The organism is Klebsiella sp. JB_Kp042 (genome assembly GCF_040065275.1).
GTDB lineage: Bacteria > Pseudomonadota > Gammaproteobacteria > Enterobacterales > Enterobacteriaceae > Klebsiella > Klebsiella quasipneumoniae.
Window position 1 is genome coordinate 116,602 of the sequence record NZ_JBEAJL010000098.1, and the last position, 25,395, is coordinate 141,996.

Here is a 25,395-nt window from a genome sequence, read left to right on the forward strand (position 1 = left end):
GAATTAGTTCATCCACCGGTCTTTACGTTTGCGGCTTGGCACCAGATGCGGCAGCACCAGACCCAGCAGCAAACCGACGCCCAGCACGCCGCCGCCGTACATAAACCACTGCATGATAATGGTGCGCTGTTTATCATCAAGCTGCAGATTCGCCGCATTCACCTTCTTCTGCGCGACAACCAGCTCGTTTTTCAACTTTTGGTTCTCGTCTTTCAACGCGTTGATCACGCTGTCGCTGCCGGCGACTTTCTTCTGCATATCCGCCGTGCGCTGGTTCCAGGTGGCGTCGATATTATTCAGCTTATCGGTCAGCGTTTTGACCTGGTTTTCCAGATCCGGGACGCGGGTGCGCAGGCTGGGCTCGTTGCTCAGCTCTTTCAGCGGGATCCAGGCGGTACGCCCATTCGCGTCGCGGATCTGCGCGTAACTGGTGCTGTCGTTGGTTTGCAGCACCGACACTTCTTCCCCGGCGTTGATGGTGCCGACCAGACGATAATTATCGCCCGGGCCGCTGCGAACCCAGGTGTTCAGCTCATCGGAAACGTAGCGCTTTTCTTCTGCGTGAACCGCCGTGGCGGCGCTAAGCGCGAGCAAAGTAAAAGTAATCAGGCGTAATTTTGGCATCAGGTCATCGTTTGGTCATAAAAAGTGGAACGATAGTAGAGGCATCGCCAGAGCGACGCAAAGTTTTCCACCACAATCGGAATCATCCAGGAGGTGGCCCGGCAAAAAGCGCGTTGCATGGCGATTCGCCGCAAAATACTATCTACTGACAAAAAATATCGTCGTAAGTTCGCCGCAATTTGTCGGCGCAGCACAGAAGCGGAAGAATTCAGTCATGGCTCAAGAAATCGAACTTAAGTTTATCGTCGCTCAGGATGGGGTAGAGACGCTGCGCGAGCAGCTCAATGCGCTCGAGGCGAAACATACGCCCGCGGGCCAGTTGCTGAACATTTACTATGAAACCGCCGATAACTGGCTGCGTCGTCACGACATGGGGCTGCGCATCCGCGGCGACCAGGGGCGTTATGAGATGACGCTGAAAATCGCCGGTCGGGTGGTGGGCGGCCTGCACCAGCGCCCGGAATACAATATTCCACTGGATAAACCGGAACTGGCGCTTGAGCGCCTGCCGGCGGAGGTCTGGCCGCAAGGGGAACTTCCAGCCGCGCTGGCGGAGCATGTGCAACCGCTGTTCAGCACCGACTTTGCCCGTGAACGCTGGGTGATCCAGGAAGGAAAGAGTGAAATTGAGATTGCCCTCGATCGCGGCGAAGTGAAGGCGGGCGAGCATCAGGAGCCGATCTGCGAGCTGGAGCTGGAGCTGCTCGCCGGGGAGACCGCCGATCTGCTGCGCCTCGCGCAGCGTTTGCTGGAGAGCGGCGTCCTGCGTCAGGGGAGCCTGAGCAAAGCCGCGCGCGGGTATCATCTGGCGCAAGGCAACGACGAGCGCCCGGTAACCCGGCTGGCGGTGCTGCCGGTAGCGGCGAAGGCCAGCGTGGAGCAGGGGCTGGAGGCGGCGCTGGAGAGCGCCCTGGCGCACTGGCTGTATCACGATGAGGTCTGGCTGCGCGGCAACGCGAAAGCCAAAGCGGAAATCCTGCTGGCGATAGCCCGCGTGCGCCATGCGCTGGTGCTGTTCGGCGGCATCGTGCCGCGGAAGGCGACCACCCACCTCCGCGCGTTGCTGAACGACGCCGAAGCGGCGCTGCTGGCCGCGGACACCGCCGATGAGGCGTTATTCCGCACCGAGGTCGTCGCCGCCAAACTGGCGCTGACCGAATGGCTGGTCCAGCGCGGCTGGCGTCCGTTCCTCAACGAGGCGGGAGAGAAAAAAATAGCCGGATCGTTCAAACGGTTTGCCGATATTCACCTTTCCCGGGCGGCGGCTGAGCTGCGCGGCGCCGTGCAGCACCTGGCGGTGGAGGATGCCCCCGACCAGCTGCCGAAGCTGGCGCGCGACATCGACAGCGTCCAGTTGCTGGCGGGCGCCTATGGCGACGCCGTCGCGCCGTGGCTGGAGAACTGGCAGGAACTACAGCGTGCGATAGAGCATGACGACCGCAGCGTCTTTGAATATTTCCGTCGCCAGGCGCTGGCTGCCGAGCCGTTCTGGCTGCATAGTGGAAAACGATAATTACAGGCCAGGGAGCCCCTATGATGCCGCTTTCTTCGCAGTTACAGCAGCACTGGCAGACGGTCGCTGACCGCCTGCCAGCGGATTTCCCCGTCGCCGAACTGAGCCCGCAGGCCAGGTCGGTGATGGCGTTCAGTGATTTTGTCGAACAGAGTGTGATCGCCCAGCCAGGCTGGCTGAACGAGCTTGCCCAGTCTTCACCGGAGGCGGAAGAGTGGCGGCATTATGAGACCTGGCTGCAGGATCGCCTGCAGGCGGTGGCTGACGAAGCGGGGTTGATGCGAGAGCTGCGTCTTTTCCGCCGTCATATGATGGTCCGCATCGCCTGGGCGCAGGCGCTGTCGCTGGTAAGCGAAGAAGAGACGCTGCAGCAGTTGAGCGTCCTGGCGGAGACCCTGATTGTCGCCGCCCGCGACTGGCTGTACGCCGCCTGCTGTAAAGAGTGGGGAACGCCCTGCAATGCCGAGGGCCAGCCGCAGCCGCTGCTGATCCTCGGGATGGGAAAGCTGGGCGGCGGCGAGCTGAACTTCTCTTCCGATATCGATCTGATTTTTGCCTGGCCTGAGCATGGCGCCACCCGCGGCGGCCGCCGCGAGCTGGATAACGCCCAGTTCTTTACCCGCCTGGGGCAGCGGCTTATCAAGGCGCTCGACCAGCCGACGCAGGACGGCTTTGTTTATCGGGTGGACATGCGCCTGCGGCCGTTTGGCGACAGCGGGCCGCTGGTGCTCAGCTTTGCGGCGCTGGAGGATTATTACCAGGAGCAGGGCCGGGACTGGGAACGCTACGCGATGGTGAAAGCACGGATCATGGGCGATAACGACGACGCCTACGCCAGCGAGCTGCGCGCGATGCTTCGCCCCTTCGTCTTCCGCCGCTATATCGACTTCAGCGTGATCCAGTCGCTGCGTAACATGAAAGGCATGATCGCTCGCGAAGTGCGGCGTCGCGGGCTGAAAGACAACATCAAGCTCGGCGCCGGCGGGATCCGTGAAATTGAGTTTATCGTGCAGGTCTTTCAGCTGATCCGCGGCGGTCGCGAACCTGCGCTGCAGCAGCGCGCGCTGCTCCCGACCCTGGCGGCGATTGATGAGCTGCATCTGCTGCCGGAAGGCGACGCGACGCTGCTGCGCGCGGCCTATCTGTTCCTGCGCCGGCTGGAAAATCTGCTGCAGAGCCTCAACGATGAGCAGACTCAGACTCTGCCGCAGGATGAACTGAACCGCGCCAGGCTGGCGTGGGGGATGCATACCGACGACTGGGAGACGCTGAGCGCGCAGCTGGCGAGCCATATGGCCAGCGTGCGGCGGGTGTTTAATGAGCTGATCGGCGATGATGAGGCCCAGTCGCCGGATGAGCAGCTGGCGGAGTACTGGCGCGAACTGTGGCAGGATGCGCTGGAAGAAGATGACGCCAGCCCGGCGCTGGCGCATTTAAACGACGCCGACCGCCGCAGCGTGCTGGCGCTGATTGCTGATTTCCGTAAAGAGCTGGATCGGCGCACCATCGGCCCGCGAGGCCGCCAGGTGCTGGATCAACTGATGCCGCATCTGCTGAGCGAAATCTGCTCGCGCGCCGATGCGCCTCTGCCTCTGGCGCGGATCACGCCGCTGTTGACCGGGATCGTCACTCGCACCACCTATCTTGAGCTACTGAGCGAATTCCCCGGCGCGCTGAAGCACCTGATTACGCTCTGCGCGGCGTCGCCGATGGTCGCCAGCCAGCTGGCGCGCCACCCGCTGCTGCTTGATGAACTGCTGGATCCCAACACCCTCTATCAGCCGACGGCGACCGATGCCTATCGCGACGAGCTGCGCCAGTATCTGCTGCGCGTGCCGGAAGAGGATGAAGAGCAGCAGCTGGAGGCATTGCGCCAGTTCAAGCAGGCGCAGCAGCTGCATATCGCCGCGGCGGATATCGCCGGCACGCTGCCGGTGATGAAGGTCAGCGATCACTTAACCTGGCTTGCCGAAGCGATCCTCGACGCGGTGGTGCAGCAGGCATGGGGACAGATGGTGGCCCGCTACGGCCAGCCGACCCACCTGCACGATCGCCAGGGGCGCGGCTTCGCCGTCGTCGGCTACGGCAAGCTCGGCGGCTGGGAGCTGGGCTACAGTTCCGATCTCGACCTGGTGTTCCTCCATGACTGCCCGGCGGAGGTGATGACCGACGGCGAGCGGGAGATCGACGGCCGTCAGTTCTACCTGCGGCTGGCTCAGCGGATCATGCATCTGTTCAGCACCCGCACCTCGTCCGGTATTCTCTACGAAGTTGACGCCCGGCTGCGCCCTTCCGGCGCGGCGGGGATGCTGGTCACCACCGCCGACGCGTTTGCCGACTATCAGCAGAACGAAGCCTGGACATGGGAGCATCAGGCGCTGGTGCGCGCTCGCGTGGTCTATGGCGACCCGGCGCTGCAGGCGCGATTTGACGCCATTCGTCGCGATATCCTGACCACCGCGCGGGATGGCGCGACCCTGCAGACCGAAGTTCGCGAGATGCGTGAGAAGATGCGCGCCCACCTCGGCAATAAACATGCCGATCGTTTTGATATCAAAGCCGATGCCGGTGGGATCACGGATATTGAATTTATTACCCAGTATCTGGTCCTACGCTATGCCAGCGACAAGCCGAAGTTGACCCGCTGGTCTGATAACGTGCGTATTCTCGAGCTGCTGGCGCAGAACGACATCATGGACGAGGAGGAAGCGCGAGCCTTAACGCACGCGTACACCACCTTGCGTGATGCGCTCCATCACCTGGCCCTGCAGGAGCTGCCGGGACACGTGGCGCCAGAGGCATTCAGCCGGGAGCGTGAGCAGGTCAGCGCCAGCTGGCAGAAGTGGCTGATGGCTTAACTATAAAATCGGGTGTGCTATTATCGCGCGCAAAGTTTGCGTCTCGCAGGAGAGAGTCATGAAAGTAACGCTGCCGGAGTTTGAACGTGCAGGAGTGTTGGTGGTGGGTGATGTGATGCTGGACCGCTACTGGTACGGCCCCACCAGTCGTATTTCCCCGGAAGCCCCGGTGCCGGTGGTGAAGGTGGAAAATATCGAAGAACGTCCTGGCGGCGCGGCAAACGTAGCGATGAACATCGCCTCCCTGGGGGCGACGTCGCGCCTGGTGGGATTGACCGGGATTGATGACGCCGCCCGCGCGCTGAGCCAGGCGCTGGCCAACGTCAATGTGAAGTGCGACTTTGTCTCCGTCCCGACACACCCGACCATCACCAAGCTGCGGGTGCTGTCGCGCAACCAGCAGTTGATTCGCCTCGACTTTGAAGAGGGCTTTTCCGGCGTTGATCCGCAGCCGATGCACGAGCGCATTCAGCAGGCGCTGGGCTCGATTGGCGCGCTGGTTCTCTCGGACTACGCTAAAGGGGCGCTGACCAGCGTCCAGACGATGATCAAGCTCGCCCGTGAAGCAGGCGTGCCGGTGCTGATCGATCCGAAAGGTACCGATTTCGAACGCTATCGCGGCGCAACGCTGCTCACGCCGAACCTCTCTGAGTTTGAAGCGGTGGTGGGCAAGTGCCAGAATGAAGCGGAGATCGTTGAGCGCGGCATGAAGCTCATCGCCGAATTCGAACTGTCAGCGCTGCTGGTGACGCGCTCTGAGCAGGGGATGACACTGCTGCAGCCGGGGCGTCCGCCGCTGCATATGCCGACCCAGGCCCAGGAAGTGTACGATGTCACCGGCGCCGGCGACACGGTGATTGGCGTGCTGGCGGCGACCCTGGCCTCCGGCAATACCCTGGAAGAGGCCTGCTATTTCGCCAACGCCGCGGCGGGCGTGGTGGTTGGCAAGCTGGGGACCTCCACCGTTTCTCCTGTCGAGCTGGAAAATGCGGTTCGCGGACGGGCTGAGACTGGCTTCGGCGTGATGAGCGAAGAGGAACTCAAACAGGCAGTTGCGGCAGCGCGCAAGCGCGGCGAGAAAGTGGTTATGACCAACGGCGTCTTCGATATTCTGCACGCCGGCCATGTCTCCTATCTGGCGAATGCGCGCAAACTGGGCGACCGTCTGATCGTGGCGGTCAACAGCGATGCCTCCACCAAACGTCTGAAAGGCGAAACCCGCCCGGTGAACCCGCTGGAGCAGCGGATGATCGTGCTGGGGGCGCTGGAGGCGGTCGACTGGGTGGTCTCCTTCGAAGAAGATACACCGCAGCGCCTGATTGCCGGGATCCTGCCGGATCTGCTGGTCAAAGGCGGCGACTACAAACCGGAACAGATCGCCGGCAGTGAAGAGGTCTGGGCGAACGGTGGCGAAGTGCTGGTGCTCAACTTTGAAGATGGGTGCTCAACCACCAACATTATTAAGAAAATACAGAAAGATAGCGAAAAATAACCGTTTCGCTATTCACCCACCAGAACGGTGCGGCATCACGGCCTGCGATAGCGATATCGCGGGCCGTTTTTATTTAATGATGTGGAAAATGATTTGGCGCAATAAATAATCACATTAAGCGCATTTTTCGTACAAATGGCGTTAAGGTAAGCGTAAATACTGAAGTGAGTAAAAGGCATATGACTGATCAGAACATCCACCGCTGAAGGAGTATGCGCATGAACCATAACGATATGTATTCAATGAAGAATTTTGATTTTTTGGCGCGGAGTTTCGCCAGAATGCACGCCCAGGGCCAGCCAGTTGATCTTCAGGCCATCGTCGGCAATATGGATGAAGAACATCGTGAATGGTTTTGCCAGCGCTATGAACTGTACTGTCGTCAGGTGAACAGCCCGGCGGAAGCCGCACACTAAGTCAACGCAAACGGGCCCCTGAGGGCCCGTTTTTTTACTGCTGCTCTTCGCTGCCAGGCGTCGTCGCCGGGCGGTTTTCAAGGTCATTCAGGCGCTGTTCCAGCAGCGCCAGTTTTTCGCGGGTCCGCAGCAGAACCTGAGTCTGCACGTCAAACTCTTCGCGGCTAACCAGATCCAGGCGGGTCAGCTGCGACTGCAGCGCCTGGCGGATTTTCTTCTCAACATCCTCACCCAGATCGCGAAGTCCTTTTGGCATCGACTCATGGACCTGGCGGGCGATTTGTTCAATTTTTTTCGGGTCAATCATGGTGGTTTCCTGCTCGGGTCGGATGATTGATCATTGTAGTGCGAACCAGGCCGCCTATAAACCAGAAATGTTTGAAGCTTATGCATTGCCGAGGATAGTCAATAGCGTTATAGTTATCTCGCTTATTCTCAGGGCGGGGCGAAATTCCCCACCGGCGGTAAATCAACCATGGCGTTGAAAGCCCGCGAGCGCTTCCCGTGACTACGGGAAGGTCAGCAGATCCGGTGTAATTCCGGGGCCGACGGTTAAAGTCCGGATGGGAGAGAGTAACGGCACAGTCGGGCCCAGGCCCGCTCGCGTTGACTTTTGCCGCTAAACCGGCGCTCCTAAGACTGCCCTGATTCTGGTAACCATAATTTTAATGAGGTTTTTTTACCATGAATCAGACGCTCCTTTCTTCTTTTGGTACCGCTTTTGAACGTGTGGAACACGCTTTAAACGCCCTGCGCGAAGGCCGCGGCGTGATGGTGCTTGACGATGAAGACCGTGAAAACGAAGGCGATATGATTTTCGCCGCCGAAACCATGACCGTAGAGCAGATGGCGCTGACCATTCGTCACGGCAGCGGCATTGTGTGCCTGTGCCTGACCGAAGATCGCCGTAAACAGCTGGATCTGCCGATGATGGTGGAGAACAACACCAGCGCCTACGGCACCGGCTTTACCGTCACCATCGAAGCGGCCGAAGGCGTGACCACTGGCGTTTCCGCTGCCGACCGCGTGACCACCGTCCGCGCGGCGATTGCCGACGGCGCGAAACCTTCCGATCTCAACCGTCCTGGCCACGTTTTCCCGCTGCGGGCGCAGCCGGGCGGCGTACTGACCCGCGGCGGCCACACCGAAGCCACTATCGACCTCGTGACTCTCGCCGGCTTCAAACCGGCAGGCGTGCTGTGCGAGCTGACCAATGACGATGGCACTATGGCCCGCGCGCCGGAGTGCATCAAGTTCGCTCAGCAGCACAATATGGCAGTGGTCACGATTGAAGATCTGGTGGCCTATCGTCGCGAACATGAGCGTAAAGCCAGCTAATCAGCGGCTGACAACGCCAGTGAAAACAGCCCACTTTTTAGTGGGCTGTATTGTTTCTGCGCCTTAACCGATGCCCATCGTCTGGAGCACCACCAGGCTTAGCCCCATCACCGACATCCCGCACAGGACGCCATAGCTCGGGTTGCTTTGCGGATCGATCTCTTTTGCCAGCGGCATCAGTTCATCGACCGACAGCGCCACCATAATCCCGGCGACGGCGGCCATGATCGCGCCCATGACCAGCGGCGAGACCAGGCTGCCCAGAATCAGCCACGCCAGCACGCCGCCTAAAATCTCCGCCATGCCGGAAATACCGGCCCAGAGCACCGCCTTGCTGCGCGATCCGGTAGCGGCATATACCGGCCCGGCAACCGCCAAACCTTCAGGAATATTGTGCAGGGCGACGGCAAGCGCCACTCCCATGCCAAGCTCGAGGTTGTTGCTGGCCGTGACATAGGTGGCGATGCCTTCCGGAAAATTATGCAGGCTGATACCCAGCGTCAGCAAAATGGCGGTGCGGCGTAAATTGCGCGGCCGCGGCGCGGCGGGGGTCATCAGATCCTGCGGATGGGCGTGCGGCAGCAGGCGATCGAGACCAAAGTAGCCCAGCAGGCCGACAACAAACATTCCGTAGCCGAGCAGCGGCGACATGCCCTCGGCGGCCAGCGCGGCAGGCAGCATTTCCATCAACGAAATCAACAGCATGATCCCGGCGGCAAAGCCGAGGGAGAAGCCAAGCAGGCGGTTAGAGGGTTTCTGGCCAATCACGCCGAATATGGCGCCAATAAAGGTTGCGCTACCGGCTAACAGCGTCAATATTAAGGGTGATGACATCGCTTCTCTCCCTGCGAAAATAAGTGCATACGAGTATATTGCCTGAGGATGCGCGTACGGGACAGCTCCCTTTACCGCGAATTACATTCAAATTTTCTGACGATCATCATCATGGTTATCTGAGTTTATCCTGGCGCAAAAGCGCGTAATGTGAGCACATCACATTGACACCCTAAGGATATCATCATGTCCCGTACCCGAATGCCCGCGTTGTTCCTCGGCCATGGCAGCCCAATGAACGTGCTGGAAGACAATCGCTATACCCGCGCCTGGGCTCACCTGGGCGAAACCCTGCCGCGTCCGAAAGCGATCGTGGTGGTCTCTGCGCACTGGTTCACGCGCGGTACGGGCGTGACGGCGATGGAGGCCCCGAAGACCATTCACGACTTCGGCGGCTTCCCGCAGGCGCTGTATGACACCCATTACCCGGCTCCGGGTTCCCCGGCGCTGGCGCAACGACTGGTGGAGTTGCTCTCGCCGGTGCCGGTCACCCTCGATAAAGAAGCCTGGGGATTTGACCATGGTTCATGGGGCGTGCTGATTAAGATGTATCCGCAGGCGGATATCCCGATGGTTCAGCTGAGCATCGACAGCACCAAACCGCCGGCCTGGCATCTTGAAATGGGGCGGAAGCTGGCCTCGCTGCGTGATGAAGGCATTATGCTGGTGGCCAGCGGCAACGTGGTGCATAACCTGCGTACCGCCCGCTGGCATGGCGAGAACACGCCGTATCCGTGGGCGGAGTCCTTCAACAACTACGTGAAGGCGAATTTGCAGTGGCAGGGCCCGGACGATCAGCACCCGCTGGTTAACTACCTGGCACATGAAGGGGGCTCGCTCTCCAACCCAACGGCGGAGCATTTCCTGCCGCTGTTATATGTCCTGGGGGCGTGGGACGGCGTTGAGGCGATTTCGACCCCGGTCGATGGCATCGAGATGGGCTCGTTGAGTATGCTGTCGGTGGTAGTTGGCGCCTGATAGATTGTGCTCCGGCGGCGGTATCGTCGCCGGAGCGCGACATTATTCGACGAAAATGTGCGGATAGAAGCGCGACAGATCCTGGGTAATCAGCGCCCGGTCTTCACGAATGCCGATCCCGGCGGGCTGATCGTTGATGAGCCAGCTGCCAATCAGCGTGTAGCTGTCACCAAACTTCGGCAGCGGGTAAAATTCCTGCACGATTGTGCCTTCTTCTCCGTACGGGCCTTCCACGGCTTCCAAAACTTTGCCATTCTCAACGATCGACACGTTGGCGCCTTCGCGGGAGAAGATTGGCTTAATGACGTACTTCTCCATCTCCGGATGGGCATCTTCGCTGAAGTAAGCCGCCAGCAGATTCGGATGATTAGGGAACATTTCCCACAGCATCGGCAGCAGCGCTTTGTTGGAGATGATGCTCTTCCACGCCGGCTCCAGCCAGCGGACGCCGGCGTCTTCCAGCTTGGTGGAAAACATCTCCCGCAGCATAAACTCCCACGGATAGAGCTTGAACAGGTTGCCAATCACCTGATCCTGGAGATCGGTAAACTGGCCTTTTTCACCCAGACCAATATCTTCGATGTAGAGGAATTCCGTCGCCAGCCCCGCCTCGGCGGCGCAGTCCTGCAGATATTGCACGGTGCCGCGATCTTCAACGGTATCGCGGCAGCAGGCCATATGCAGCAGCTGGAAGCCAAACTGCTCGCGCAGCTCACCGAAGCGATCGATTAGCTTTTCCTGCAGGCTGTTGAACTGATCGCTGCCCGCCGGCAGCTTGCCGGCGTTGAGCTGGTCTTCCAGCCAGATCCACTGGAAGAAGGCCGCTTCATACAGCGAGGTCGGCGTGTCGGCATTGTTCTCCAGCAGCTTCGGCTCGCCGACGCCATCCCAGGCCAGGTCGAGACGTGAGTAGAGTGACGGCTGGTTGGTTTTCCACGACTGGCGCACAAAGCCCCAGGTGTGTTTAGGGATGCGGAATTTGGCCATCAGCTCATCGCTGGCGATCACTTTTTCCACCACCTGAAGACACATCTGATGCAGCTCGGCGGTGACCTCCTCCAGCTTTTCCACCTGGGCGAGGGTCAGCTTGTAATAAGCCTCTTCGCTCCAGTAGGGCTCGCCGTACATGGTGTGGAAGTTGAAGCCGTATTCGGTCGCTTTCTCGCGCCAGTCCGGGCGCTCGGTAATGCTGACTCTTTCCATGTTGCTTAGCCGCCCATTGAGCGAGAAGAGGAGGTGGAGCCTGCGGCGCTACGCTGCATGGTCGACTGCTTCGCCACCGACTCGCCGAAGCCCCCGCGGGTGACGGTGGTGGTGGTCGCTGGCTTCGGCGCCATCGCGGTTTTCGGCACGTTCATGGTGCGGCCCGGCTGGGCGGCGCCATAGCTCTTGCCGCTGGCGTCAGTGTACTGACCGTAGGCCGGGCTGGCCGGGTTTTTGGAGCTGAACAGCGGCTGCTGTTGCGCCATGCCGCCGCCCATCAGGCGGCCCATCATGTAGCCGGCCATCAGCGGCATCCAGAAGCTGCCGCTGCTTTGCGCCTGCGCCTGGTTTTCCGGGGCGACGCCCGCCTGGGCAGGCGTTTGCTGGCACTGGCCTTCGCCAAACTCGGCGACGCAGTCTTCGCGGGTGGCATATTTCGGCGCGGTGCGCTCTGCCTCTTTCACCGCGTTGGTGTAGGCCGTGGTGCATTCGGCTGCTTTGCCCGGGTTGGCGGCGGAGCAGTCATCGGCGTTCTGGTACAGCGAGACCGTTTCGTCGCTTTTTTCACAACCGGCAAGCATAAAGACCGCGGTGACGGCCAGGGCGACCGGCGTCAGGTGGCGTGCGCTCCAGCTTTTGCGGAACGACGAATGATTAATATTTTTTGTCCGTTTCATATTTGTCTTCCAGGACCCAGTGGTATGGCGTGTGTTAACGCTCAGGATAGAGGATGAGTGGTGGAAAATGAAGCGAAGAGGGGCGCTAAGCAGGGGATCTTTACGTTGCCTTACGTTTAACGCATCGCCTGTCCGATGGACAGGCGATGCGCGTCACAGTATGAGAATTACTGACGGAACGGATTGCTGCCGCTGCTTTGGGTCGTCGTCCGTGCAGACGCCGGCTTCACAGCCGCGGTCGTGTTGCCGTAACCGTCGGCAGTGGCATCCTGCTGCGGATTTTCCGGCGCGACGCTGTCCGCGGAGGTGGAGATCGGTTTGCCCAGGGTGTTGTTCAGGGCGACCAGATCCTGCTCGTTCAGCGTACCTAACGCCGACTTGATGTTCAGCTCGTTGATCAGGTAGTTGTAGCGCGCATTCGAGAGCTGCTGTTTGGCGTTGTACAGCGTGGTGGTGGCGTCGAGGACGTCAACGATAGTACGGGTACCCACCGAGTAGCCTGCTTCCATCGCATCCAGGGAGCTTTGCGCAGAGACCACCGCCTGTTTGTAAGCGTTGATGCTGCTGATAGAAGCATTCACGTTGTTAAACGAAGAACGCACGGTCTGGACCACGCTGCGGTGAGCGCTTTCCAGCTGCTCGCTGGCGCCGACGAAGTTGTACTGCGCCTGTTTAACCTGCGAGTTAACCATCCCGCCCTGATACAGCGGCATGGAGAAGCTCAGGCCGATTTTGTTCTGACCGATATCAGCATCTTGCGTGATGCTGTTTGAGCCGCTGTAGCGGTTGTTGGAAACGCCCGACGAGGCGTTCAAATCCAGGGTCGGCAAATGGCCGTCCTGCGCCTGGCGAATCTGCTCGCGGGCCAGATCCTGGCTCAGACGCGCCTGCAGCAGCGACAGGTTGCGGTTCTCCGCTTCCTTCAGCAGGGCGTTCACCGCCTGCGGTTTGCTGGTTTTGAAGCCGTCTACGTTCAGGGAGGCCAGCTCCGGGTAGTAGTTGCCGGTAACCTGGCGCAGCTCTTCCACGGCGTTGTCGAGATCGTTACGCGCGGTCACTTCGTTCGCCAGCACGGCGTCGTATTGTGAACGGGCGTTCTGCACGTCGGTGATCGCCACCAGACCGACGTTAAAGCGCTGGGTGGTTTGATCCAACTGGCGGTAAATTGCCTGTTTCTGCGCTTCGGTATAAGAGAGCGTGTCGATGGCGGCCAGCACTTTGAAGTAGGCCGTCGCGGTATTCAGAATCAGCGTTTGCTGATCGGTCTGATACGTGACATCCTGAATGCCTGCCGTTTTTTCCTGCAGCGTCAGGGCGCGCCATTTCGACATATCAAACAGAACCTGCGTTAACTGCAGCGAGCCGCTGGTGACGTTAGAATTCTGGTCTTTATAATCACGGAAGCCGCTGGTATAGGTATAATCCGCTCCCAGCCCGAGCTGAGGCAGTAAAGGACTGCGCGCTTCGTTGATCTTTTCGAACGCGGCGTCACGATCGGCTGCCGATTTACGCAGATCGGGGTTGCTGATGCGCGCCTGCTGGTAAACCTGAAGCAGGTTTTCCGCCTGGCTCATGGCGCTGAACCCGGTCAGGCTCAGGCCGATAAGAATGGGGAGCAATTTCTTCATTTGCATTCCTTGTTGTGAAGCATTTAGCGCTGGTCTAATTCTAAGAAAAATTCCGCTGATTGTATCGATTCTGCCGCCGTAAAAAGTTGGCGTTACGTGCCATCCGGCGGTAATTTGCACCAATCTAACATACGGACCGTAAAACGGTAGCCAAACGGTCTGGAAATCCCTCATTTCGGATTAGCAGGACATGACAATGAGCAAACCCATTCACCAGGGAATTACCTTCTCCAAAAATGATGTAGAAATTATTGCACGCGAAACGCTGTATCGTGGTTTTTTTTCGCTCGATTTATACCGTTTTCGCCACCGTCTGTTTAACGGCGGCATGAGCGGCGAAGTCACCCGTGAAATTTTTGAGCGCGGGCATGCCGCCGTCTTGCTACCCTTTGACCCGGTGCGGGACGAAGTGGTGCTGGTCGAACAAATCCGTATCGCCGCCTATGATACCAGCGAGAGCCCTTGGCTGCTGGAAATGGTCGCCGGCATGATCGAGGCGGGTGAGACGGTAGAAGATGTCGCCCGTCGGGAAGCGCTGGAGGAGGCCGGACTTGAAGTTGGGCGGACGAAACCAATATTAAGCTATCTGGCCAGTCCTGGCGGCACCAGCGAACGGTTATCGATCCTGGTGGGCGAAGTTGATGCATCGACGGCAAAAGGCATTCACGGCCTGGCCGAGGAAAATGAGGATATTCGGGTTCATGTGGTGAGCCGGGAGCAGGCTTACCAGTGGGTAGAAGAGGGGAAAATCGACAACGCAGCCTCTGTCATCGCCTTGCAATGGCTGCAATTGCATTATCACAATTTACGAAACGAGTGGACAAAATGAAGCGTTATACACCTGACTTCCCTAAGATGATGCGCCTGTGCGAGACCAATTTCGCCCAGTTGCGCCGCCTGTTGCCGCGAACGGATGCAGCGGGTGAGAAGGTGAGCTATCAGGTGGGAAGCGCGCAATATCGGTTAACGATAACGGAATCAACCCGCTACACTACACTGGTGGCGATAGAGCAGACTCTGCCAGCGGTGAGCTACTGGAGTCTGCCGTCGATGACCATTCGCCTCTACCATGACGCCATGGTGGCCGAAGTGTGTTCGAGTCAGCAGATCTTTCGCTTCAAAGCGCGATATGATTATCCTAATAAAAAGTTGCATCAACGCGACGAAAAGCATCAAATTAACCAGTTTCTGGCCGACTGGCTGCGTTACTGTTTAGCACATGGAGCGATGGCGATTCCGGTTTGTTAGCGTCGTTAAACCTAAGGACACCATTTGGAAAGCCTGTTAAACCTACCTCTGGCTGGTGAGGCCAGAGTCAGGATCTTACAAATTACTGATACTCACCTGTTTGCTGAAAAACATGAAACGTTGTTAGGCATCAATACCTGGGAAAGCTATCAGGCCGTACTGTCGGCCATTCATGCCTCACAGCGTCCATGCGATTTGATTGTCGCAACAGGCGATTTGGCGCAGGATCACTCCTCCGCGGCCTACCAGCATTTTGCTGAGGGCATCGCGAGTTTCGCTGCACCCTGCGTCTGGCTACCGGGCAACCATGATTTCCAGCCGGCGATGTACAGCACCCTGCAGGAGTCGGGCATTTCCCCCGCCAAGCGCGTGTTTCTCGGCGACCACTGGCAGATCCTGCTGCTGGACAGCCAGGTGTTTGGCGTTCCCCATGGCGAGCTGAGCGACTTCCAGCTGGAATGGCTCGAACATAAGCTGGCGGAGGCGCCGGAGCGTTATACCTTACTCCTGCTGCATCATCATCCGCTGCCGGCCGGCTGCAGCTGGCTGGATCAACACAGTCTGCGCAACGCCGGCGCGCTGGACAGCGCGCTGAGGGCCTGGCCGCGGGTGAAGCATCTGCTGTGCGGCCATATTCATCAGGAGCTGGATCTCGACTGGAATGGCCGACGTATGATGGCGACGCCGTCGACCTGCGTTCAGTTCAAACCGCACTGCGCCAATTTCACCCTCGATACGGTGTCGCCGGGCTGGCGCTGGCTGGAGCTTCACCCTGACGGAACGCTGACCACCGAAGTGTGCCGCCTGGAAGGCGCGGCGTTTCATCCGGATATTGCTTCAGAAGGCTACTGATGGCGACGCTCCTTTATCTGCACGGCTTTAACAGTTCTCCACGCTCGGCGAAGGCGACGGCGTTAAAGACCTGGCTGGCGCAGCACTATCCTGAGATCGCCATGGTGGTGCCGGAGCTGCCGCCTTACCCGGCGGAAACGGCGGAGCTGCTGGAGTCCATCGTGCTGGAGCACGGCGGCGAGCCGCTGGGGGTCGTAGGGTCGTCGCTGGGCGGCTACTACGCGACCTGGCTGTCGCAGTGCTTTATGCTGCCAGCGGTAGTGGTTAACCCGGCGGTGCGGCCGTTTGAGCTGCTGAACAATTTTCTCGGCCACAATGAGAATCCGTACACCGGGCAGCAATATGTGCTAGAGTCTCGCCATATTTACGATCTCAAAGTCATGCAAATCGACCCGCTCGAAGCGCCGGATTTACTCTGGCTGCTGCAGCAGACCGGGGATGAAGTGCTTGATTACCGCCAGGCCGTTCATTACTACGCCTCCTGCCGGCAGACGGTGGAGGAGGGCGGTAATCACGCATTTGTCGGCTTTGACGATCATTTCACTCAGATTATCGAATTTCTCGGCCTGCGCTAAACGGCCCTGAACGACCTACGAATACACACCATGACGCAATCTTCATATAACGCTGATGCCATTGAGGTACTCACCGGGCTAGAGCCGGTGCGCCGCCGTCCGGGCATGTATACCGACACCACCCGTCCTAACCATCTTGGTCAGGAAGTGATTGATAACAGTGTGGACGAAGCGCTGGCAGGCCATGCTAAACGCGTGGAAGTGATCCTGCACGCCGACCAGTCCCTCGAGGTGATTGACGACGGGCGCGGGATGCCGGTCGACATTCACCCGGAAGAGGGGGTGCCGGCGGTTGAACTGATCCTCTGCCGGCTGCACGCGGGCGGTAAGTTTTCCAACAAAAATTACCAGTTTTCCGGCGGTCTGCACGGGGTGGGGATTTCGGTGGTCAACGCCCTGTCAAAACGCGTGGAGGTCAACGTGCGTCGCGACGGTCAGGTCTACAGCATCGCCTTTGAGAATGGTGAGAAAGTAGAGGACCTGCACGTCACCGGCACCTGCGGTAAACGCAACACCGGGACCAGCGTCCATTTCTGGCCGGACGAAAGCTTCTTCGATAGCCCGCGCTTCTCCGTTTCGCGTTTGACCCACTTGTTAAAAGCGAAAGCGGTGCTGTGCCCGGGCGTGGAAATTGTTTTCCGCGACCAGGTCAACAACAGCGAGCAGAGCTGGTGCTATGCCGATGGCCTTAACGACTACCTGAGCGAAGCGGTGAACGGCCTGCCGCTGCTGCCGGAAAAACCTTTCGTCGGCACCTTCTCCGGCGAGACGGAAGCGGTGGACTGGGCGCTGCTGTGGCTGCCGGAAGGCGGCGAGCTGCTGACCGAGAGCTACGTCAACCTGATCCCGACCATGCAGGGCGGGACGCACGTCAACGGCCTGCGTCAGGGGCTGCTGGACGCGATGCGTGAGTTCTGCGAGTACCGTAATATCCTGCCGCGCGGGGTGAAACTGTCGGCGGAAGATATCTGGGATCGCTGCGCCTACGTGCTGTCGGTGAAGATGCAGGATCCGCAGTTCGCCGGGCAAACCAAAGAGCGCCTGTCGTCGCGCCAGTGCGCGGCGTTCGTCTCCGGCGTGGTGAAAGACGCCTTCAGCCTGTGGCTGAACCAGAACGTGCAGGCCGCGGAGCTGCTGGCGGAGATGGCCATTTCCAGCGCCCAGCGCCGTCTGCGCGCCGCCAAGAAAGTGGTGCGCAAAAAGCTGACCAGCGGTCCGGCGCTGCCGGGTAAGCTGGCCGACTGCACCGCCCAGGATCTGAACCGTACCGAGCTGTTCCTCGTCGAAGGGGATTCGGCGGGCGGTTCAGCCAAGCAGGCGCGCGATCGTGAATATCAGGCGATCATGCCGCTGAAAGGCAAGATCCTGAATACCTGGGAAGTCTCTTCCGATGAAGTGTTAGCTTCGCAAGAAGTACACGACATTTCGGTGGCGATTGGGATTGACCCGGATAGCGATGATTTAAGCCAGCTGCGCTACGGAAAAATTTGTATTCTGGCGGATGCGGACTCCGATGGCCTGCACATCGCCACGCTGCTGTGCGCGCTGTTTGTGAGACATTTCCGTACTCTGGTGAAAGAGGGGCACGTCTACGTGGCGCTGCCGCCGCTGTACCGTATCGACCTCGGCAAAGAGGTCTACTACGCGCTGACGGAAGAAGAAAAAACCGGTGTGCTGGAGCAGCTGAAGCGTAAGAAGGGCAAGCCAAACGTCCAGCGCTTTAAAGGTCTCGGCGAGATGAACCCGATGCAGCTGCGGGAAACCACCCTCGACCCGAATACCCGCCGCCTGGTGCAGCTGGTGATCAGCGATGAGGATGAGCAGCAGACCACGGCGATGATGGATATGCTGCTGGCCAAGAAGCGTTCCGAAGATCGTCGCAACTGGCTGCAGGAGAAGGGCGATATGGCGGACCTGGAAGTGTAAGACCGCGCGCTGCGCCAGACGTAAAAGGGAGCCTCAGGCTCCCTTTTCTTATTTCGTTTCTGCGTCAGCGGGCTTAGACGCCGGCCTGCAGGATACGGATGTTGGTCTCCAGCACATCGCCTTTGACCGCTTCCGACCAGGTTTTCATGTGCGGGGTCTGCAGGTGCGCTTCAAGATGCGCGACGCTTTCCCACTGCTCCACCATGACGATAGAGTCAGGAGCGGTGGTCTGGAAGCTGACGCCAGCGGCATGATCCACCATGGGCGCATAGCCGTGGCAGCCGGCTTCCTGCAAAACGGTTGGAATAATTTTCGCGAACTGATCGAGAACCGCCTGGCGGTGGTGCTGGCCCGGGCGGGTACGGATTTCTGCAATCACTGTTAACATGGTTAACTCAACTCCTTCTGTGTGGATCTTGTCATACTCCAGGTTCGAATAACTCGAAATATGTAGAGCATAGACCCCTAGTTAACCAAAAATTTCCGCCAGATGCTTGCGATATTCTGCGATATACCGTGGGACATCAGGCATTTTAATCACGTCGTTGGCGATAAAGGTTGGCAGCGCCTCCATACCCAGGAACTGGTTGGCTTTATGGAACGGCAGGTAAACGCCGTCAACGCCGACGCCGTGGAAGAACTGTTCTTCGTCGGTGAAGGCTTCCATCGGCGCGTTCCAGGTCAGGGAGAGCATATATTTTTTCCCTTGCACCAGGCCGCCGGAGCCATATTTTTTGCTGGCATCGGAGCGGGTACGGCCGTCGCTGGCGTACAGCGAGCCGTGGCCTTCGGTAAAGACGTCATCCATATATTTTTTCACCGTCCACGGGGCGCCCATCCACCAGCCCGGCATCTGCCAGATCACCACATCGGCCCAGAGGAAATTCTGCACTTCGGCTTTTACGTCGTACTCGCTGTCGGCGCGAACGCTTTTAACATCGTGTCCGGCGTCGCGCAGATAACTCTCCGCGACCTCGGTCAGGGTGTCGTTCAGCTGGCCATTCGAGTGCGCGAATTTTTTTGCGCCATTGATAATCAGGATGTTGCTCATCATTTGTCCTCAATCTTGAAAATTTGCCGACGATCTTACCCCGCGAAGCGGGGCAGTAAAATGAGCAAAATGTGCAAAGTCTTTTGCTAAATGAGCAATAATATCGCTACCAGTCAACGCGGGCTTCGAAGCCGCCGTCGCGGGCATTGGCAAACTCGACGCGCATGCCGTGCAGCGAGGCGATGCGCCGGACGATCGACAAGCCCAGGCCGCTGCCCGTAGCATCCTGACCCGGCGGGCGGTAGAAACGCTCGCCGATGCGCGCCAGCGCCTGCGGGCTGATGCCGGGGCCGTTATCGCGTACCCGAAACTCGCGGGCGTTGAGGGTGATATCGACCTGGCTGCCGCGCGGGCTGTAGCGCACCGCGTTATCCAGCAGATTGCGCACCAGCAGGCTGAGGAGCAGCGGCTGGCCGGTGCGGGAGATGCCAGAGACATTAAGATGCAGGCGCAGCTCAATCCCGGCCTGCTGCGCCGGGTGGTACATCTCCATTACCGCCGACTGCAGCAGATCGTCGATGGCGACCGGCTGCACGTCGTCCAGCTGGGCGAGCGAGTCCAGCCGCGACAGCGTCAGCAGCTGATCCACCAGACGGGTGGCTCGATCGATCCCCTGATGGAGCTGAGCCAGGGCTTTCTCACGCCCTTGTGGATCGTCCAGAGAGAGCTGGGCGACTTCAGTCTGCACCTTCAGCGCCGCCAGCGGGCTGCGCAGCTCGTGGGCGGCATCAGAGGTAAACCGACGCTCGCGCAGCATGACGTCGTGGGTGCGCTGGAACAGCTGATTCAGCGACTCGACCAGCGGGCGGACTTCAGTGGGGATCTTCTCCACGCTGAGCGATTCCGCCGAGTCCGGCGCGCGCAGGCGCAGCATGCGCGCCAGATGTTTCAACGGCGCCAGTTCGCGGCTTAACAGCACGATGAGCAGCACGAACATCAGCGGCAGGGCGATCATCCACGGCGTTAGCTGCGAGGTAACAATGTCCATCGCCATTTCGCGGCGATAATCCCACTCCTGGCCGACGGCGATGCGGTGGCGGCCATCGGCGGTGGTTAACCACAGGAAGCGCCACTCGTCATCATCGCCGCGCAGGTAGCCATCGCTGAAACCCTCGCGCTGCGAGTGCCATTGAATATCCTCCCCGTTTTCGCCGTCGTTAAGCACCATTTTGCCGTCGCGGGTGAAGATGGCGAATGCCAGCGCATCGTCGTCGATATGCCCGTGGCGCACCTTTTTCTTTTCCCCGAGCGATGTCGGCGGGGCGCGGAGCTCTTCGAAATTCATGACGCTCAGGCGGCGGGCGAACAGCAGCTGCTGGGTATCAAACAGCTTATCCAGCTTTTTACTGGTCTGCTGCCAGGCGATCACGCTGGCCACCCCCCAGGCGGCGGCGGTCAGCACGGCAAACAGCAGCGTCAGACGCAGGCGCAGGCTCAGGCGGGCAAGTCGTTTCATGCGTCACCCAGGGTATAGCCGATGCCGTGGACGGTGCGGATAAATTCACTGCCGAGTTTGCGGCGCAGATGATGGACGTGAACTTCCACGGCGTTGCTGGAGACCTCGTCGTCCCAGGTGTAGAGCTTTTCTTCAATAAGCTTACGCGGCAGTACGCGCCCGGCGTTACGCAGCAGCAGTTCCAGCAGGGCGAACTCCTTCGGCTTCAGCGTCAGGCTTTCGCCGTCGAGGCTGGCGGTTAAGCGGTTCGGGTCAAGGCTCACCTTGCCGTGGCGCAGCTCGCTGCTGCTCTGGCCGTGGGCGCGGCGGATCAATGCTTCGAGGCGGGCCGCTACCTCAATCAGGGCGAAAGGTTTGCACAGATAATCATCGGCGCCCAGGCGCAGCCCCTCCACCCGCTGGCTGAGCGCATCGCGGGCGGTGAGGATCAGCACCGGCTCATGGCGGCCTTTGTCGCGCCACTCGCGCAGAATATCGAGGCCATCGATGCCGGGAAGGGTGAGATCAAGAATTGCCGCGTCGTAGGGGGCGCTGTATAAGGCGTTTTTGCCCTCCAGCCCGGCGGTAAACCAGTCGATGCTGAAGCCCATTTTGCTCAGCCCGGCCTTGATGCCATCGCCGATTAACTTGTCATCTTCCACCAATAATATGCGCATTTTCCCTCCTGCCAACCCGGCTGCTCTGCGCAGTAAACCGCGTTGCGACCGGGGTTGTACAGCATTAAAATTTCTTTTTTCCCCTTAAGAAGTCGTTAAGTTTTGTCGGGCGTAATAGGAGCCATATCAACACGAAGGGAGAACACATCATGAAGAAAATTGCTGCGATGACCGCGATCGTTGCCCTGGTTTCCATGCCGGTGCTGGCTGCCGGACAGGGCGGGTATACCGGTCCTTCTGCGACCACGCCGGCAAGTTCGACCACCCAGGGCGGCGGATTTACCGGCCCGAGCGGCGCGGTCACCACCGTCACCAATGTCAAATCGCTGCGGGACGATACCTGGGTGACCCTGCGGGGCAAAATTACCGAGCGCGTGTCCGATGATCTGTATAAGTTCCAGGATGCTACCGGGGTGATCAATGTCGATATCGACCACAAACGCTGGAACGGCGTCACCGTCGGCCCGCAGGACACGGTAGAAATTCAGGGGGAAGTCGATAAGGACTGGAACTCGGTGGAGATCGACGTTAAACAGATCCGTAAAATCACGCCATAAGTCTCCGGCGGATAAGCGCAAGATCGGTCAGGAATCGCTATCCTCGCTCTGTCAGAGTATGTCGCGAGGAGGAGACGATGAACGATATTAAGGCCAGCCCGGCGTATGCCGGGCGCTTCCAGCGCGTCTGTAGATACATTGCGCGTCATCTTGATGAGCCGCTGTCGCTGGAGGCGCTGAGCGCGATAGCGCACAGTTCGCCTTACCATTTTCACCGGCAATTTAGCGCGTATACCGGCATTCCCTTGTACCGGTATATTCAGTGGTTACGTCTGCGACGCGCCTGTTGGCGCCTGGCGTTCAACCCCCGCGATAAAATCATCGACATTGCCCTTGATGCCGGATTTCAGAATGCGGAGTCGTTCAGCCGTGCCTTCCGTACCGCGTTTGACCAAAGCCCGACCCAGTTCCGTCAGCAACCGGACTGGGCCGAGTGGCATCGACGCGTACCGAAACATACGCTACAGGAGCAAACGTCGATGGACGTCAATATCATTTCGTTCCCCACCACCCGGGTAGCCGTCCTGCAACATCGTGGCAGCCCGGACCTTGTCAACGCCACCGCCGCGCGTTTTATCGCCTGGCGTAAGACGAGCGGATTATCGCCCGTTGCCACCAGCGAAACCTGGGGGATCGCCTGGGACGATCCGCAGACTACCCCGCAGGAGGCATTTCGTTTTGATCTCTGCGGTACGGTCGAACGGCCGGTTGGTGAAAACGCCTTTGGCGTGATTAACGGCGAAATCCCCGGCGGACGCTGCGCTGTCGTGCGCCATCACGGCTCGCTGGACACCCTGGCGAACAGCGTTTGGTATCTCTATCGCGACTGGTTACCCGCTTCAGGCGAGACGTTACGGGATTTTCCGGTCTACTTCCGTTACCACAATTTTGTCCACCAGGTGGCTGAGCATGAGCTGCAAACCGATATTTATCTGCCGCTGGCCTGATTAAGGTGACGGAATCCTCAACCGATCTCACGGCCTGTGACTCAGGGCGTGAGATCGGGTATTATCGCGGGTAGTTTTGCCGTCCGAACGGTCGGTACCCAGATTGAGGATCCACGATTAATGAGCGATATGGCAGAGCGCCTTGCGCTGCATGAATTTACGGAAAATGCTTACCTGAACTACTCCATGTACGTGATCATGGACAGGGCATTACCGTTTATTGGCGATGGCTTAAAACCGGTCCAGCGTCGCATCGTCTATGCGATGTCCGAACTGGGGCTGAACGCCAGCGCCAAATTCAAAAAGTCCGCCCGCACCGTTGGCGACGTGCTGGGTAAATATCACCCACACGGCGACAGCGCCTGCTATGAAGCGATGGTGCTGATGGCGCAACCCTTCTCCTATCGCTATCCGCTGGTGGATGGCCAGGGGAACTGGGGGGCGCCGGACGATCCGAAATCCTTCGCCGCCATGCGTTACACCGAATCCCGCCTGTCGAAGTATGCCGAGCTGCTGCTCAGCGAGCTGGGGCAGGGGACGGTCGACTGGGTGCCAAACTTTGACGGTACGCTGCAGGAGCCGAAAATGCTGCCGGCGCGCCTGCCAAACATCCTGCTCAACGGCACCACCGGCATCGCGGTGGGCATGGCGACCGATATTCCACCTCACAACCTGCGTGAAGTGGCGAAAGCGGCGATTACGCTGATTGAGCAGCCGAAAACGACCCTCGACGAACTGCTGGATATCGTGCAGGGACCGGATTTCCCGACCGAGGCGGAGATCATCACTTCGCGGGCGGAAATTCGCAAAATCTACCAGAACGGACGCGGCTCAGTGCGCATGCGCGCGGTATGGAGCAAAGAGGACGGCGCGGTAGTGATCAGCGCGCTGCCGCACCAGGTCTCCGGCGCCAAAGTACTGGAGCAGATTGCCGCGCAGATGCGCAATAAAAAGCTGCCGATGGTGGACGACCTGCGCGACGAATCGGACCACGAAAATCCGACCCGCCTGGTGATCGTCCCGCGCTCCAACCGGGTGGATATGGAGCAGGTGATGAACCACCTGTTCGCCACCACCGATCTGGAGAAGAGCTACCGCATCAACCTCAATATGATCGGTCTCGACGGCCGCCCGGCGGTAAAAAACCTGCTGGAGATCCTCAGCGAATGGCTGGTGTTCCGTCGCGATACCGTACGTCGCCGTCTGAACCACCGGTTAGAGAAGGTCCTTAAGCGCCTGCATATCCTTGAAGGTTTGCTGGTGGCGTTCCTCAATATTGATGAAGTCATCGAGATCATCCGCACGGAAGATGAGCCGAAGCCAGCCCTGATGTCGCGCTTTGCCATCAGCGAAACCCAGGCGGAAGCGATTCTGGAACTGAAACTGCGCCATCTCGCCAAACTGGAAGAGATGAAGATCCGCGGCGAGCAGAACGAGCTGGAAAAAGAGCGCGATCAGCTGCAGGCGATTCTGGCCTCTGAACGTAAGATGAACAACCTGCTGAAGAAAGAGCTGCAGGCCGATGCCGATGCTTTCGGCGACGATCGCCGCTCGCCGCTTCACGAGCGTGAAGAAGCGAAAGCGATGAGCGAGCATGATATGCTGCCGTCTGAGCCGGTCACCATCGTTCTGTCGCAGATGGGCTGGGTGCGCAGCGCCAAAGGGCACGACATCGACGCCCAGGGGCTGAGCTATAAAGCGGGCGACAGCTGGAAAGCCTCGGCGAAGGGCAAGAGCAACCAGCCGGTGGTGTTTATCGATACCACCGGGCGCAGCTATGCCATCGATCCGATTACCCTGCCCTCGGCGCGTGGCCAGGGTGAGCCGCTGACTGGCAAGTTGACGCTGCCGCCGGGCGCGACCGTGGAACATATGCTGATGGAAGGCGACGATCAGAAACTGCTGATGGCCTCCGACGCCGGCTACGGTTTTGTCTGCACCTTCAACGATCTGGTGGCGCGCAACCGCGCCGGCAAAGCGTTGATCACCCTGCCTGACAACGCGCATGTGATGCCGCCGCTGGTCATTGAGGACGAGTCCGATATGCTGCTGGCCATCACCGCCGCCGGGCGAATGCTGATGTTCCCGGTCAGCGATCTGCCGCAGCTGTCGAAAGGCAAGGGCAACAAAATCATCAACATTCCTGCGGCGGAAGCCGCCGCCGGCCAGGACGGCCTCGCACATCTGTTTGTCCTGCCGCCGCAGAGTACGCTGACCATTCATGTCGGCAAACGGAAGATCAAACTGCGTCCGGAAGAGCTGCAAAAAGTCACCGGCGAGCGCGGCCGCCGCGGTTCGCTGATGCGCGGTCTGCAGAAGATTGACCGTGTTGAAATTGACTCGCCGCGCCGCGCCGCGGCAGGCGATAGCGAAGAGTAAGCGCTTCTCCTCCCGTCTTTGACGGGAGGAGGCGAAAAAAAGCCGCAAAATCGTTGTTTATTCAGGCGTTGCGATTAACAATGTCCATCATCAGGGGCCCAGGAAGAACGGTCCCGGCCTGCGCAGAACTTGTGAGCCTGCCTTCTGCCAGCAGCGAATAATTCTAAGCGGTTTGGGTTTTAGAGGT

General features: G+C 59.3%; 24 protein-coding genes, 1 pseudogene and 1 riboswitch. Of the genes and pseudogenes, 14 read left to right on the forward strand and 11 right to left on the reverse strand.

What is annotated here, in order from left to right:
- Window positions 1-3: 3 nt before the first annotated feature.
- Window positions 4-624 carry a TIGR04211 family SH3 domain-containing protein gene (locus tag ABLV54_RS20110; protein WP_023291036.1) on the reverse strand — a complete coding sequence of 207 codons (621 nt, stop codon included), beginning with the start codon at window positions 622-624 and terminating at the stop codon, window positions 4-6.
- Between the two features lie 214 nt (window positions 625-838).
- Between ABLV54_RS20110 and ABLV54_RS20115 the strand changes: the two genes are divergently transcribed.
- The 3 genes from ABLV54_RS20115 to hldE are packed head-to-tail and all read left to right on the forward strand — an operon-like array spanning window position 839 to window position 6,487.
- Entirely contained in the window at window positions 839-2,137 is a 1,299-nt protein-coding gene (locus ABLV54_RS20115; RefSeq protein ID WP_050533731.1) for an inorganic triphosphatase, read from the forward strand.
- 20 nt (window positions 2,138-2,157) lie between these two features.
- Complete coding sequence (gene glnE / locus ABLV54_RS20120; RefSeq protein ID WP_072096604.1) at window positions 2,158-4,995, forward strand: bifunctional [glutamate--ammonia ligase]-adenylyl-L-tyrosine phosphorylase/[glutamate--ammonia-ligase] adenylyltransferase; 2,838 nt, start codon at window positions 2,158-2,160, stop codon at window positions 4,993-4,995.
- A gap of 58 nt (window positions 4,996-5,053) precedes the next feature.
- Window positions 5,054-6,487 (forward strand): bifunctional D-glycero-beta-D-manno-heptose-7-phosphate kinase/D-glycero-beta-D-manno-heptose 1-phosphate adenylyltransferase HldE, encoded by a 1,434-nt coding sequence (hldE, locus tag ABLV54_RS20125; RefSeq protein WP_023291033.1) that lies wholly within the window; start codon window positions 5,054-5,056, stop codon window positions 6,485-6,487.
- 80 nt (window positions 6,488-6,567) lie between these two features.
- Here the strand turns inward: hldE and ABLV54_RS20130 are convergent.
- Window positions 6,568-6,714: pseudogene (locus ABLV54_RS20130) on the reverse strand (hypothetical protein); the annotation flags it as partial.
- Here ABLV54_RS20130 and glgS point away from each other — a divergent pair.
- Window positions 6,706-6,903 (forward strand): cell surface composition regulator GlgS, encoded by a 198-nt coding sequence (gene glgS, locus ABLV54_RS20135; protein WP_004205248.1) that lies wholly within the window; start codon window positions 6,706-6,708, stop codon window positions 6,901-6,903. The pseudogene ABLV54_RS20130 and the gene glgS sit on opposite strands and share 9 nt — an antisense overlap.
- A gap of 34 nt (window positions 6,904-6,937) precedes the next feature.
- Here the strand turns inward: glgS and ABLV54_RS20140 are convergent, their stop codons facing one another.
- On the reverse strand, window positions 6,938-7,210 hold the full coding sequence (locus ABLV54_RS20140; RefSeq protein WP_004174355.1) for an accessory factor UbiK family protein: 273 nt from the start codon (window positions 7,208-7,210) through the stop codon (window positions 6,938-6,940).
- A gap of 120 nt (window positions 7,211-7,330) precedes the next feature.
- Window positions 7,331-7,482: riboswitch (FMN riboswitch) on the forward strand.
- A gap of 105 nt (window positions 7,483-7,587) precedes the next feature.
- On the opposite strand from ABLV54_RS20140, the gene ribB reads away from it, so the two are divergent.
- Window positions 7,588-8,241: a 3,4-dihydroxy-2-butanone-4-phosphate synthase gene (ribB, locus tag ABLV54_RS20145; protein ID WP_023159075.1), complete on the forward strand. Its 654-nt coding sequence runs from the start codon at window positions 7,588-7,590 to the stop codon at window positions 8,239-8,241.
- Window positions 8,242-8,304: 63 nt separating this feature from the next.
- On the opposite strand, the gene zupT is transcribed toward ribB, so the two are convergent.
- Window positions 8,305-9,075, reverse strand: a complete 771-nt coding sequence (gene zupT, locus ABLV54_RS20150; protein WP_048335299.1) for a zinc transporter ZupT — start codon at window positions 9,073-9,075, stop codon at window positions 8,305-8,307.
- 186 nt (window positions 9,076-9,261) lie between these two features.
- Here zupT and ygiD point away from each other — a divergent pair, with 186 nt between their 5' ends.
- Window positions 9,262-10,053, forward strand: a complete 792-nt coding sequence (gene ygiD / locus ABLV54_RS20155) for a 4,5-DOPA dioxygenase extradiol (RefSeq protein WP_004205244.1) — start codon at window positions 9,262-9,264, stop codon at window positions 10,051-10,053.
- Between the two features lie 42 nt (window positions 10,054-10,095).
- On the opposite strand, the gene ABLV54_RS20160 is transcribed toward ygiD, so the two are convergent.
- The 3 genes from ABLV54_RS20160 to tolC all read right to left on the reverse strand — a co-directional run bounded on the left by ABLV54_RS20160 (window position 10,096) and on the right by tolC (window position 13,561).
- Window positions 10,096-11,256 carry a glutathionylspermidine synthase family protein gene (locus tag ABLV54_RS20160; protein ID WP_023291031.1) on the reverse strand — a complete coding sequence of 387 codons (1,161 nt, stop codon included), beginning with the start codon at window positions 11,254-11,256 and terminating at the stop codon, window positions 10,096-10,098.
- Between the two features lie 5 nt (window positions 11,257-11,261).
- A complete protein-coding gene (locus ABLV54_RS20165) occupies window positions 11,262-11,933 on the reverse strand; it encodes a DUF1190 family protein (RefSeq protein WP_002916849.1) in 672 nt (223 codons plus the stop codon).
- Window positions 11,934-12,100: 167 nt separating this feature from the next.
- Complete coding sequence (gene tolC, locus ABLV54_RS20170; RefSeq protein ID WP_023291030.1) at window positions 12,101-13,561, reverse strand: outer membrane channel protein TolC; 1,461 nt, start codon at window positions 13,559-13,561, stop codon at window positions 12,101-12,103.
- A 196-nt stretch (window positions 13,562-13,757) separates the two neighbouring features.
- Between tolC and nudF the strand changes: the two genes are divergently transcribed.
- From nudF to parE, 5 genes are read left to right on the forward strand one after another with little or no spacing between them, the layout of a single operon-like run.
- Window positions 13,758-14,390 (forward strand): ADP-ribose diphosphatase, encoded by a 633-nt coding sequence (nudF, locus tag ABLV54_RS20175; protein ID WP_004205241.1) that lies wholly within the window; start codon window positions 13,758-13,760, stop codon window positions 14,388-14,390.
- Entirely contained in the window at window positions 14,387-14,809 is a 423-nt protein-coding gene (locus tag ABLV54_RS20180) for a DUF1249 family protein (RefSeq protein WP_348814215.1), read from the forward strand. Before nudF ends, ABLV54_RS20180 begins: the two co-directional genes overlap by 4 nt.
- 24 nt (window positions 14,810-14,833) lie before the next feature.
- Complete coding sequence (cpdA, locus tag ABLV54_RS20185) at window positions 14,834-15,661, forward strand: 3',5'-cyclic-AMP phosphodiesterase (RefSeq protein ID WP_050533733.1); 828 nt, start codon at window positions 14,834-14,836, stop codon at window positions 15,659-15,661.
- Window positions 15,661-16,236: an esterase YqiA gene (gene yqiA / locus ABLV54_RS20190; RefSeq protein WP_004205236.1), complete on the forward strand. Its 576-nt coding sequence runs from the start codon at window positions 15,661-15,663 to the stop codon at window positions 16,234-16,236. Before cpdA ends, yqiA begins: the two co-directional genes overlap by 1 nt.
- 30 nt (window positions 16,237-16,266) lie before the next feature.
- Window positions 16,267-18,162, forward strand: a complete 1,896-nt coding sequence (gene parE, locus ABLV54_RS20195) for a DNA topoisomerase IV subunit B (protein WP_004205235.1) — start codon at window positions 16,267-16,269, stop codon at window positions 18,160-18,162.
- 73 nt (window positions 18,163-18,235) lie between these two features.
- Here parE and ABLV54_RS20200 read toward each other — a convergent pair whose 3' ends face one another.
- From ABLV54_RS20200 to qseB, 4 genes are all read right to left on the reverse strand, one after another.
- Entirely contained in the window at window positions 18,236-18,550 is a 315-nt protein-coding gene (locus ABLV54_RS20200) for a putative quinol monooxygenase (protein WP_050533734.1), read from the reverse strand.
- Window positions 18,551-18,631: 81 nt separating this feature from the next.
- The gene (locus tag ABLV54_RS20205; RefSeq protein ID WP_023291028.1) at window positions 18,632-19,213 is read right to left on the reverse strand and encodes an NAD(P)H-dependent oxidoreductase; all 582 of its coding nucleotides are present in this window, start codon (window positions 19,211-19,213) and stop codon (window positions 18,632-18,634) included.
- Window positions 19,214-19,319: 106 nt separating this feature from the next.
- A complete protein-coding gene (qseC, locus tag ABLV54_RS20210; protein ID WP_050533735.1) occupies window positions 19,320-20,669 on the reverse strand; it encodes a quorum sensing histidine kinase QseC in 1,350 nt (449 codons plus the stop codon).
- On the reverse strand, window positions 20,666-21,325 hold the full coding sequence (gene qseB / locus ABLV54_RS20215) for a quorum sensing response regulator transcription factor QseB (RefSeq protein ID WP_044524726.1): 660 nt from the start codon (window positions 21,323-21,325) through the stop codon (window positions 20,666-20,668). The genes qseC and qseB overlap by 4 nt, the downstream gene beginning before the upstream one ends.
- A gap of 149 nt (window positions 21,326-21,474) precedes the next feature.
- Here qseB and ABLV54_RS20220 point away from each other — a divergent pair, with 149 nt between their 5' ends.
- From ABLV54_RS20220 to parC, 3 genes are all read left to right on the forward strand, one after another.
- Window positions 21,475-21,882, forward strand: coding sequence for a YgiW/YdeI family stress tolerance OB fold protein (locus tag ABLV54_RS20220; protein ID WP_023291025.1), 408 nt, complete (start codon window positions 21,475-21,477; stop codon window positions 21,880-21,882).
- Window positions 21,883-21,959: 77 nt separating this feature from the next.
- Complete coding sequence (locus tag ABLV54_RS20225) at window positions 21,960-22,829, forward strand: AraC family transcriptional regulator (protein ID WP_050533736.1); 870 nt, start codon at window positions 21,960-21,962, stop codon at window positions 22,827-22,829.
- Between the two features lie 120 nt (window positions 22,830-22,949).
- Window positions 22,950-25,208: a DNA topoisomerase IV subunit A gene (parC, locus tag ABLV54_RS20230; protein ID WP_004205224.1), complete on the forward strand. Its 2,259-nt coding sequence runs from the start codon at window positions 22,950-22,952 to the stop codon at window positions 25,206-25,208.
- Window positions 25,209-25,395 lie beyond the last annotated feature (187 nt).